General features: G+C 75.9%; 12 protein-coding genes and 1 tRNA gene. 9 read left to right on the plus strand and 4 right to left on the minus strand.

All coding sequences use genetic code 11. The features are described 5' to 3' along the window. The coding region (locus NH602_RS22245) for a 5-formyltetrahydrofolate cyclo-ligase (RefSeq protein WP_374210247.1) at positions 1-395 on the minus strand (395 nt) is incomplete at its 3' end. 36 nt (positions 396-431) lie between these two features. On the opposite strand from NH602_RS22245, the gene NH602_RS22250 reads away from it, so the two are divergent. The 5 genes from NH602_RS22250 (at position 432) to NH602_RS22270 (ending at position 4,741) form a co-directional block, all read left to right on the plus strand. After that, positions 432-1,334: a UTP--glucose-1-phosphate uridylyltransferase gene (locus tag NH602_RS22250; protein WP_253068817.1), complete on the plus strand. Its 903-nt coding sequence runs from the start codon at positions 432-434 to the stop codon at positions 1,332-1,334. A 2-nt stretch (positions 1,335-1,336) separates the two neighbouring features. After that, positions 1,337-2,557 (plus strand): gephyrin-like molybdotransferase Glp, encoded by a 1,221-nt coding sequence (gene glp, locus NH602_RS22255; RefSeq protein ID WP_100879581.1) that lies wholly within the window; start codon positions 1,337-1,339, stop codon positions 2,555-2,557. Positions 2,558-2,562: 5 nt separating this feature from the next. Continuing rightward, entirely contained in the window at positions 2,563-3,228 is a 666-nt protein-coding gene (locus tag NH602_RS22260) for a GNAT family N-acetyltransferase (protein ID WP_253068818.1), read from the plus strand. Between the two features lie 203 nt (positions 3,229-3,431). Continuing rightward, positions 3,432-4,613: a gephyrin-like molybdotransferase receptor GlpR gene (gene glpR, locus NH602_RS22265; RefSeq protein ID WP_179761097.1), complete on the plus strand. Its 1,182-nt coding sequence runs from the start codon at positions 3,432-3,434 to the stop codon at positions 4,611-4,613. A gap of 52 nt (positions 4,614-4,665) precedes the next feature. After that, a tRNA-Ala gene (locus NH602_RS22270) sits at positions 4,666-4,741 on the plus strand. Between the two features lie 127 nt (positions 4,742-4,868). On the opposite strand, the gene NH602_RS22275 is transcribed toward NH602_RS22270, so the two are convergent. After that, positions 4,869-5,804, minus strand: a complete 936-nt coding sequence (locus NH602_RS22275; protein WP_253068819.1) for a LysR family transcriptional regulator — start codon at positions 5,802-5,804, stop codon at positions 4,869-4,871. Positions 5,805-5,887: 83 nt separating this feature from the next. Here NH602_RS22275 and NH602_RS22280 point away from each other — a divergent pair, with 83 nt between their 5' ends. Genes NH602_RS22280 through NH602_RS22290 form a run of 3 tightly spaced genes read left to right on the plus strand, consistent with a single transcriptional unit; the run spans position 5,888 to position 8,960 of the window. Then, on the plus strand, positions 5,888-7,327 hold the full coding sequence (locus NH602_RS22280) for a CitMHS family transporter (RefSeq protein ID WP_073577600.1): 1,440 nt from the start codon (positions 5,888-5,890) through the stop codon (positions 7,325-7,327). Further along, positions 7,324-8,658, plus strand: coding sequence for an acyclic terpene utilization AtuA family protein (locus NH602_RS22285; RefSeq protein ID WP_073577601.1), 1,335 nt, complete (start codon positions 7,324-7,326; stop codon positions 8,656-8,658). Before NH602_RS22280 ends, NH602_RS22285 begins: the two co-directional genes overlap by 4 nt. Then, complete coding sequence (locus tag NH602_RS22290) at positions 8,658-8,960, plus strand: hypothetical protein (protein ID WP_073577602.1); 303 nt, start codon at positions 8,658-8,660, stop codon at positions 8,958-8,960. The genes NH602_RS22285 and NH602_RS22290 overlap by 1 nt, the downstream gene beginning before the upstream one ends. 4 nt (positions 8,961-8,964) lie before the next feature. Here NH602_RS22290 and NH602_RS22295 read toward each other — a convergent pair whose 3' ends face one another. Then, positions 8,965-9,231, minus strand: coding sequence for a hypothetical protein (locus tag NH602_RS22295; RefSeq protein ID WP_253068820.1), 267 nt, complete (start codon positions 9,229-9,231; stop codon positions 8,965-8,967). A gap of 163 nt (positions 9,232-9,394) precedes the next feature. Here NH602_RS22295 and NH602_RS22300 point away from each other — a divergent pair, with 163 nt between their 5' ends. Then, positions 9,395-10,354, plus strand: coding sequence for a hypothetical protein (locus NH602_RS22300; RefSeq protein WP_253068821.1), 960 nt, complete (start codon positions 9,395-9,397; stop codon positions 10,352-10,354). A gap of 21 nt (positions 10,355-10,375) precedes the next feature. Here the strand turns inward: NH602_RS22300 and NH602_RS22305 are convergent. Next, on the minus strand, positions 10,376-10,739 hold a 364-nt coding region (locus tag NH602_RS22305; RefSeq protein ID WP_253068822.1), incomplete at its 5' end, for a CopD family protein.

The raw sequence follows: 10,739 nt of genomic DNA on the forward strand, positions 1-10,739 counted from the left end.
CGGGGACCGGTCGGCTCGACGACCCCGAGCGGCCCGGGGGCCAGATCGTCCGGGCCGCGGTAGACGGTCCAGTCCAGCGGGCCCGGCGCGTCCGGGACCACCGGGGCGAGGACATCGTGACCGGCGGCGACCAGCGCGTCGGGCAGCGACGGCACGCCCGGTCCCGCACCGCCGGGTTCGGTGCCGATCGGCAGGTAGCAGGCCACCGGGCCGGGTGTCGCGGCGGCGAGCGCGCACAGGTGCGCGGACAGCGCGGCGGTCGTCGCCAGCCGGTCGGCGACCGGGCGCCCGCGACGCGCCGCCAGCAGCGTGCGCCGCAGTGACCGCTTGGCGTCAGCGGCTCGCCCACCCTGATCAGGCGACGATCCACCCCTGTCCTCCGCGCGAGCCGTCACGGCTCCAGGCTAGAGCTGTGGCTAGGCTCGCCGACCATGAGCGTGCAGACGTCCAGCGGCACCGGGGCCTTCCGCACCGCCGTCGTCCCGGCGGCGGGTCTGGGCACCCGGTTCCTGCCGACGACCAAGGCCGTGCCGAAGGAGCTGCTCCCCGTCGTCGACACGCCCGGGATCGAGCTGGTCGCCGCGGAGGCCGCCGAGGCCGGCGCACAGCGGCTGCTGGTCGTGACCTCCCCCGGCAAGGACTCGGTCGCGGCCTACTTCCGCACCGACGACGAGCTGGTGAAGACCCTGGAGAGCCGCGGCAAGGGCGAGCTGGCCGACAAGGTCCGCCGCGCTCCCGGCCTGCTCGAGGTCGACTCGGTGTACCAGTACGAGCCCAAGGGCCTCGGCCACGCCGTCGCCCAGGCCGGCCCGGCACTGGCCGACGACGAGCAGGCCGTCGCCGTCCTGCTGCCCGACGACCTGGTCCTCCCGACCGGTGTCCTCGCCCGCATGGCGCAGGTCCGCGAGGAGCACGGCGGCAGCGTCCTCTGCGCCTTCGACGTGCCGCGCGAGCAGATCTCGGCCTACGGCGTCTTCGAGGTCTCCGACACCGGCGACGACGACGTCAAGCAGGTCCACGGGATGGTCGAGAAGCCCGCCCCGGACGAGGCTCCGTCGACCTTCGCCGCGGCCGGTCGCTACCTGCTCGACCGTGCGATCTTCGACGCGCTGGACCGGATCACCCCCGGCGCGGGCGGTGAGCTGCAGCTGACCGACGCCGTCGCGCTGCTGATCTCCGAGGGTCACCCGGTACACGTCGTCGTGCACCGCGGCGGCCGCCACGACCTGGGCAACCCCGCCGGGTACGCGCGGGCCTACGTCGACTTCATGCTGCAGCACCCGGAGTACGGCGAGGACCTGCGGACCTGGCTGAACGAGCGACTGAAGGACTGAGAGTGCGCACGGTCACCGATCACCTGTCCCGGATCCTGGACGTGGCGGTGCGCCCGGCCCCGGTGCGCGTCGCGATCACCGACGCGCAGGGGCTGCGCAGCGCCGAGGAGGTCGTCGCGGCGCGTCCGCTGCCGGTCTTCGACCAGGCCGCGATCGACGGCTACGCGGTGCGCAGCGTCGACGTGGCCGGGGCCACCGACGCCTCCCCGGTCACCGTCCCGGTGGTGGGCGAGATCGCCGCCGGATCGCGTCAGCCGCTGCGGCTGCAGCCCGGCCAGGCCGTCCGCGTCGCGGCGGGGGCGCCGCTGCCGACCCTCGCCGACGCCGTCGCACCGCTCGGGTGGACCGACGGCGGCACCGCGCGCCTCACGATCCGCCGCGGCGTGCCGTCGGCCGGCTTCGTGCGCCGGGTGGGGGAGGACGTCCAGTCCGGTGACGTCGCCGTCCGCGAGGGCGACGTCGTCGGCTCGGCCCAGGTCGCGATGCTCGCCGCCGCGGGCCGGGACAAGCTGCTGGTGCACCCGCGGCCGCGGGTCTCGGTCGTCTCGGTCGGCGACGAGCTGGTGGAGGTGAGCCGCTCGGCGTCGTCCGGGCAGGTCGCCGACGTCTGCTCGCACGCCGTGGTCGCCGCCGCCCGCGAGGCGGGCGCGGAGACCAACCGGCCCCGCACCGTCGGCGGCAGCGCCGCGGAGATCCGTGGCGCCGTCGAGGACCTGCTGCCGGCGTCCGAGATCGTCGTGGTCTGCGGTGCGGGCGGCGGGACGACCGCGGCCGAGGCCAAGAGCGGGCTGGCCGACCTCGGTGGCATCGACGACACCCGCGTCGCGATGCACCCCGGTTCCGCGCAGGGCTACGGCCGGCTCGGCCCGGACGCCGTGCCGGTGTTCCTGTTCCCGTCGCACCCGGCGACCGCGCTGGTGCTGTTCGAGGTGTTCGTCCGGCCGCTGATCCGGCTGGCGCTGGGCCAGGAGCCGATGCGGCGCACCTGGACCGCCCGGCTGACCTCCCCGATCGTCTCCCCGGCCGGGCGCCGGTCCTACATCCCGGCGCGGCTGCTGCGCTCCGACGACGGCGGCGAGCTGCTCGCCCAGCCGCTCGGTGTGTCGGGCACCCACCTGCTGGCGGTGCTGTCCGAGGTCAACGCGCTGGCGGTCATCGACGAGGACGTGACCGAGATGACCGTCGGTGAGCACGTCGAGCTGGTTCCCCGCGGGCGGAACTGAGCCGCGTGCCGCCGTCCGCCGTCCCCGAACCGCCCGGCGGTCACCCCGGCTGGCCCGCCGTCCTCGGACCGCTGCGGGTGCGCGGGCACGAGGTGGGGCTGCGCCCGGTGCGGCTGCGCGACGGCGGTGACTGGGCCCGGATCCGGGTGCGCGACGAGCACTTCCTGCGTCCCTGGGAGCCGACGACCCACGGCGGGTGGTCCCGCCGCAACTCCGGGGTGGAGTGGCCCGGCCGCTGGTGGCTGCTGCGCGGGGCCGCCCGGCGCGGGCTGTCGCTGCCGTTCGCGATCACCGTCGACGGAGCGATGGCCGGCCACGTCATGGTCGGCAACGTCGTGCGGGAGCCGCTGCTGTCGGGCTACGTCGGCTACTGGCTCGACTCGACCCTGGGCGGGCGGGGGATCACCACCGCGGCCGTCGCTCTCGTCCTCGACCACTGTTTCGGCCCGGTGCGGCTGCACCGCGTCGAGGCCACGGTCCGCCCGGAGAACGTGGCCAGCATCGCGGTGCTCGCCCGGCTCGGGCTGCGCCGCGAGGGACTGTTGCAGCGCTACCTCGACGTCGACGGCGCCTGGCGCGACCACTACGCCTACGCGGTGACCGCCGAGGAGGTCCCGCCGGGTGGTTTCGCGGCCCGGCTGGTGCGGGACGGACGCGCCTCGCGGTCCTGACCCTGCGCAGCGCCCACACCTCGCCTGATCACTCACCGGAGTCACACGTGTACCGCACGTCCCTGGTTTCGCACCCTCCGTCCGAGGGACCACGGCGCGTCGCGACCCGGGTGCGGAGGTCCGCCCGATTACGGTGATCGGTGGTGGCGCGGATCGGGGCCGTTCCACCGGGTGGACTGCGCCGGTCGGGGGAGGAGGCAGCCGTGCCCAGCTCTCTGATCTTCGTGGGTCTGGTCGTGCTCTGGCTGCTGATCCTCGTTCCGACCGTCGCCCGGCGCCAGCAGGAAGTGGCCCGGCTCAGCCCGGCGCTGCTGTCCGGGCGGGTGTTGGAACGTCCCGCGCGGCATCGACACCCGGAGGTTCTTGTGACACAGCGATCCGGTCCGACCACGGTCGGCGAGCTGGCGGAGGCGCGGGACGACGTCCCCGCTCCCCGTGAGCGCTCCGACGAGGCCGACCAGTACGCCTACGACGACGTCGAGGACACCGAGATCGACGACGAGGGCCGCGTCCGCGGCCCCGGAGGCGACGACCACGGCGACCACCTCGTCGGCCACGACGACGCCGATCCCGACGAGCGGGTCCGGTCGGACCGGGAGCGCGACCCCCGGCCCGACGACGACCACGAGCCCGCCGGGCCCGTCGACGCCGACGACGAGCACGGGACCGGCGCCGACGGCCTCGACGAGGTCGACGGCCTCGACGAGGAGGGCTGGTCCCGCCCGCCGGCCCGCTACCGCCCCGGCCGCGGGGGCTTCGACCCCGAGGCCGCCGCCGCGGCCGCGCACGCCAAGTACGCGTTCCGCCAGCGCGTCGTGCTCGGTCTGCTGGTCCTGCTGCTCGCCGCCGGCGCGGCCGCGCTGCTGGTCTCGACGGTGTTCTGGTGGGTCACCGGTGTCGTCGGCGCCGGCCTGGTCGGCTACCTGACCTATCTGCGCCGCCAGGTCCGCATCGAGGAGGGCATCCGGGCCCGCCGCGCCGCACGCCTGGCCGGCACCCGGCAGTCCCCGGCCGCCGACGACCCCGAGCTCGACGAGTGGGCCCACCGCGGCCGCGACGCCTCCGCGGAGGAGCGGGCCGACGACGAGATCCGCGCGACCGCCGCCACCGTCACCACGGGCACCGACGAGGACGACGACTGGACCGCCGACGACGGCGAGCCCACCCGGGTCCGCGGCACCGGCGAGCCGCTGGGTGTGCTCCCGGCCCGCGGACGCACCGTCGAGGGGCCCGTCGGGACCGAGCACGAGTCGTCGCTCCCGCGTCTCGCCGCGGCCCCGCCGCCGCCGGTCCCGGCCGGGACGTCGCTGGTCGACGTGGACGCCGAGGAGGAGCCCGACGAGTTCGACACGGGCACCCCCCACCGGCGTGCGGTGGGCGAATAGGGGTCTGTTAGGGTTCTTCAGGTCAGCCCGCGAGGGCGGGCCTGAGACACCTGGGGCTGTAGCGCAGTTGGTAGCGCGTCTCGTTCGCATCGAGAAGGTCAGGGGTTCGATTCCCCTCAGCTCCACCACCACACGGCCGGACCCGACGGGTCCGGCCGTTCGTCGTTCCGGGCCCGGAGGGTCGGACCATGCCCTCGGACACGGTCCCCGACGTCCCCGGCGACGTGCCGGGCGTGGCGGGTGTCGGCGCCGCGGTCAGCCGTCACCGGCTCGCTCGGCGCCCGGTGGGAGGTCGAGTTCCCCGCCGTCGGTCAGCAGCTCGACCAGCCCCCGCGCCGCGGGGGACAGCGGGCGACGCGGGTCGTGGATCATGCAGATGTCGCGCTGCACCCGCGGTGCCCGCAGGGGGACACCGGCCAGCCCGGCGAAGGCGATCAGGGGCAGCACCAGCGCGGGGACGGCGGTCACGCCGAGACCGGCCGCGACCAGCCCGCCGACGGCCAGGATGTTGCGGGCCTGCACCACCGGTCCGGTCCGGACCCCCACCGCGGCCAGCACCCGGTCGGTGTCGGCGCGGATGCTGCTGCTCGGGTCGAAGACGACGAACGGCCGGCCCTCCAGCGCCGTCCAGGGCACCGCGTCCTCGCGGGCGAGCGGGTCGGTGACCGGGACGACGAGGTGGAACGTGTCGTGGACCAGCGGGGTCGCGTGCAGACCCGCCGGCAGCTCCCGCCCCACGGTCAGGCCGAGGTCGACGCTGCCGTCGCCGACCCGGCCGCGGACCTCCTCGGACAGCCCGTCGAGGACCTCGACCGACACCTCCGGCCGGGTCCGGCGGTAGCGGGCGAGCGCGGCGGGCAGCAGTCCGGCGGCCAGCGAGGGCAGCGCGGCCACCGACACGTGCCCCTGGACCCCGGCGACGTAGCCGGCCAAGTGGGCCATGGCCGTGTCGTGGGTGCCGACGACGTGCCGCGCGAGCTCGACGAAGGCCCGGCCCTCCACCGTCGCCGCCACCTCCCGGGTGGTCCGCCGGAACAGGGCCACACCGACCCTCCGTTCCACCTCCTGCACCGTGCGGGACAGCGAGGACTGGGCGACCCCTGCCCGTGCCGCCGCTCCCGAGAAGCCCCCGGCGTCGGCGACGGCGAGCACGGCGCGGAGCTGCCGGATGTCCAGATCGATGCGTGCCACGCATCAATGTATCGCGAATCGATGTTGGACAGTCACGTGTCGCGCCCGTCACAGTGGCCCGGCTCCGCCAGAGAGGACCGACGATGGTGACTGTCCTGGGCTTCGTGACGATCGGGCTCATCCTGACCCTGCTGCTGACCCGACGGGTGTCGGCGGTGGTGGCGCTCGCCGGGGTTCCGGTGGTGACCGCTCTGATCGGCGGTTTCGGCCCCGCCGACATCGGGTCGTTCGTCTCCGACGGACTCTCCGGCGTCGTCGGGGTGACCACGATGTTCGTCTTCGCGATCGTGTTCTTCGGCGTCATGCGCGACGCCGGTCTGTTCGACCCGGTCGTCCGCCGGCTCGTGGCCCTGGCCGGCAACGCCCCGACGACGGTGTGCCTGGCGACCACCGCGCTCGCGATGGCCGCCCACCTCGACGGGGCCGGTGCCACGACCTTCCTCATCACTATCCCGGCGATGCTGCCGCTGTTCGACCGGCTCGGGATGAGCCGGGTGACGCTGACCGTGTGCGTCGGCATGGGCGCCGGGGTGATGAACCTGCTGCCGTGGGGCGGCCCGACGGCACGCGCCGCGACGACGGCGGGCGTGGACGCCAACGCGCTGTGGGTCCCGCTGATCCCGGCCCAGCTCGCCGGGATGGTGGCCGCGCTGCTGATCGCCTGGTTCCTCGGCCGCCGCGAGGGTCGTCGCGAGCCGGTGCGTGAGGCGGTCGGTGCGGCCGTCGTGGCGGAGCGGGTCCCCGCCGCGACCGCCATCGGCCCGGAGGCGGGGCCGGGCGGCGCCGGGACCGGGGACGCCGGGGGCGATGCCACGGGTGACACGGCCGGTCACACGGCTGGTGACCCGGACTCCGCCGGGCGGCCCGGCCCGGCGGGTGAGGCCCCGGCCGCGCCGGTCGGGCCGGTCCGGACGGCGGTGAACGTCGCGCTGACCGTGCTCACGGTGGCGGCCCTGGTGAGCGGGCTCGCCCCGCCCGAGGCGGTGTTCCTGTGCGCGGCGATCCTCGCCCTGGTGGTCAACTTCCCGGGGCTGGAGGAGCAGACCGAGCGGATCAACGCCCAGGCCCGCGGCGCCATGCTGATGGCCTCCACCCTGCTGGCGGCCGGGGCGTTCCTGGGCGTCCTGGAGGGAACCGGCATGATCGACGGCATGGCCGCGGCCGTCGCGGGCGCCGTGCCCACCGGGCTCGGTGGCGCGCTCCCGCTGGTCGTCGGCGTCCTCGGGGTTCCGCTGAGCCTGCTGTTCGGCCCGGACGCCTACTACTTCGGCGTGCTCCCGGTCCTGACCGGGGTCGGCGCCGAGTTCGGCGTCGCGGCCGCGGACCTCGCCCGCGCGTCCATCGTCGGGCAGGAGACCGTGGGCTTCCCGATCAGCCCGATGACGGGCTCGTTCTACCTGCTCGTCGGCCTGGCGGGGGTCGACATCGGCCGGCACATCCGCGCGCTGTTCGGCTGGGCGTGGCTGATCAGCCTCGTCATGCTCGCGGTCGCTCTGCTGACCGGGGCGGTGGCGCTCGCATGAGGACGCGGATCGGCGCCGGCGCGGGCTTCGCCGGGGACCGCATCGACCCCGCGGTGCGCCTGGTCGAGCACGGGGACCTCGACCACATCGTCTTCGAGTGCCTCGGCGAGCGGACGGTCGCCGCGGGCACGCTGCGCCGCCTGACCGACCCGGACAGCGGGTACGACCCGCTGCTGGCCGCGCGGCTGCACGCGGTCCTGCCCGCCGCCCGCTCGCGGGGGACCGGGATCGTCACCAACTCCGGTGCCGCGCACCCGGTGGCGGCCGCCCGCGTCGCCGCCGGTGTCGTCCGGCGGACCGGCTGCGGGCCGGTGCGGGTCGGCGTCGTGACCGGCGACGACGTGCTGGACGCGGTGCTCGCGGCGGACCCGTTCGTCGACGGCACCGGGCGGCCGGTTTCGGACGGGCCCGTGCCGGTCTCCGCGCACGCCTACCTCGGCGCCGAGCCGGTCACCGAGGCGCTCGGGGCGGGGGCGGACCTCGTCGTGACCGGGCGGGTGGCCGACCCCTCGCTCTACCTGGGGACGCTGCGCCACAGCCTCGGCTGGGATGCCGGCGACCCCGCCGCCACCGCCACCGGCACCGTGGTCGGCCACCTGCTGGAGTGCGCCGGGCAGCTCACCGGCGGCTACTTCGCCGACCCGCCGACCAAGCCGGTGCCGGGCCTGGCGCGGCTGGGGTTCCCCTTCGCCGACGTCGGCCGCGACGGCGGGGTCGTGCTGGGGAAGCTCCCCCGCGACGGTGGCCGGCTCGACCGGCGCACCTGCACCGAGCAGCTGCTCTACGAGGTCGACGACCCGTCGTCCTACGTCACCCCGGACGTCGTCGCGGACTTCTCCGGGGTCGTGTTCGACGAGACCGGCCCGGACCGGGTACGGGTGTCGGGGGCGTCCGGGCGGGCCCGGCCGGACCGGCTGAAGGTGACGCTCGGCTACCGCGGCGGCTGGGTGGGCGATGGCCAGATCAGCTATGCCGGTCCGCGGTGCCTGGACCGGGCCCGGCTGGCCGGTGACGTCGTGCGGGAACGCCTGCGCGAGGTGCACGGATTCGACGACGGCGACGTGGAGGTCGAGTACCTCGGGGCGGGCGCCGCGCACCGCGGGCTCGCGGGGCCCGGCGACCCGGTGGAGGTGCGGCTGCGCGTCGCGGCCCGTGCGCCCGACCGGGAGAGGGCGGGGCTCGTCGGGTGGGAGGTCGAGTCGCTCTACACCAACGGGCCCGCGGCCGGCGGAGGAGCACGGTCCGCGGTGACCGAACAGGTCGTCGTGCGGTCCTGCCTGCTCGACCGGGACCTCGTGCGGCCCCGTGTCGACGTCGAGGAGGTGCGCTGATGCGCGTCGACGACCTGGCCGACGTCCGGGCCGGCGACAAGGGTGACACGCTCATGCTGGTCGTCGTGCCGCGCGACGACGCCGCCTGGGAGGTGCTGCGCTCGCGGCTGACCGCCGACGTCGTCCGCGCCCGGTTCGGCCCCGCGGTGACCGGCCCGGTGGACCGGCACGAGGTCCCCGGTCTGCCCGCACTGGTCTTCCGGGTCCCCGGCGTGCTGGCCGGGGGCGTCACCGGGTCGCTGACCCTCGACGGCCACGGCAAGACCCTGTCCTCGCACCTGGCCGGGGCCGAGCTCGGGTGAGGGGTCAGGCGGTGTGGGTCAGCGTGGCGGCCGTCCCGGTCGCGGCGGCCGGCAGCAGCACCTCCACCGTCGCCCGGCCCAGGACCGGCACCCGGCCCGCCCGCAGCCGGGCCCGGGCGGCCCCGCCCAGCGCGGCGGCCCCGGCCGGCAGCACCGTCTTCGCCGGAACCAGGCCGCCGTAGGCGGTCGTCACCACCCCGACGGTGACCCGAGCCGAGCGGTCGCGGCGATCAGCCCGGAGTCCGCCGACCCACAGCAGTGCGGCGGCCACGTGGGCCACGATCGCGGGCGCTGCGGACGCGGCCGCCGCCACGGGTTGTGGTCGCTGCGGATGTGCCGGGATATCGCAAAGATTCTCGTCAATCGTGACGATGTTCGTGCGGTGCCGCCCGTCGTCTGTGGCCCATCGTGATCGCCGATCCGATAATCGCCGGGTGACCGAAACCTCCGACGGTCGTCGCCCCGACTCCCCGGACCTGTTCTGCAGTGACTTCGCCGCGGTGCTCGACGCCCGCGGCGTGTCCGTCCGTGAGGCCGCCGAACGCTCGAACTGGAGCAAGAGTGCGATCGGCAACGCCCGCACGGGACCCCGCCTGCCCCGCGGCGACCTGGTGACGACGGTGCTCGCCGCCGTGGGAGTACCCGCGCCGGAGGTGCGGGAGTGGGCGCGCCGGCACGCGGCGCTGGCCGCGGCCCCCGCGTCGCCCACCACGGCTCCGGCGAGGCTCTCGGCGACCGGCTCCGCGGACGTCGCAGCACCGGCGATGGGAGCACATGCGGCCCGGGATGCGACGGAGACCCCGGGAACGGGCGGGGCGGTGCCTCCCGCGGCCGCCGGGGGAACGGAACCGACGAGCGTGGCCGCCGGGGGGACGGAACCGACGAGCGTGGCTGCCGGGGGGACGGAACCGATGGGCACGGAGGACGCGAGACGTACGGCGCGGGCGGTGGTCGTCGCCGTCCTGGCCACGGCCCTGGTCGCGGGCGGCGCCGGCTGGCTCGCCGCCCGGACCCTCGGAGCGCCGGCCGCGGCGTCGGCGGGGACGGCCGTCGTCACGGTGCAGAACAAGGTCGCGCTCGGCGCGGAGGACCTCGTCGAGGACTCCGGGCCCGCCTACCTCTCGTCACGGGCGATCGCGTTCTGCGGTTCCCGGGGCTGCAAGGAGGTCGGCACCGACGTCGTCAGCGGGGCGATGCTGCCCGCCACCTGCACGGTCGTCGGTGAGCGGATGTGGAACCACAACCTCGACTCGCCCGCCGCGCGCAACCCGCACCGGGTCGAGTCCGAGCTCTGGTACCGGGTGAGCTGGCCGGACGGGCGCTCCGGCTACCTCTCGGAGGTGTACCTGGAGCCGGCGTCCCGCGGCGGGCTCGGTCTTCCGGCCTGCGGTTGACCTCGCCCTCCCGCTGACCGCTCAGGCGGTGTGGGTCAGGGTCGCGGCGACCCCGGTCGCCGCGACCAGCACGAGGACCTCCACCGCCGCCCACACCAGCACCGGCAGCCGCCCGGCGCGCAGCCGGGCCCGCGTCGCGCCGCCCAGCGCGGCGGCGCAGGCCAGCAGCACGACCTTGGTGAGGACGACCGCGCCGTAGGCCGTCGTGACCAGGTCGGTGGGTGAGGTCAGCCGCGCGGTGGCGGCGAGCAGCCCGGTCACCCCCAGCACGACGACGGCGGCGAGCGCGAGCCGGGAGAACCGGGGCACCGCGACGGTGCGCACGTCGGCGTCGCGGGCGGTGACCAGCAGCGCGCCGAGCCCGCCCACCCACAGCAGCGCCGCC

It is taken from the genome of Pseudonocardia sp. McavD-2-B, assembly GCF_024124365.1.
GTDB lineage: Bacteria > Actinomycetota > Actinomycetes > Mycobacteriales > Pseudonocardiaceae > Pseudonocardia > Pseudonocardia alni.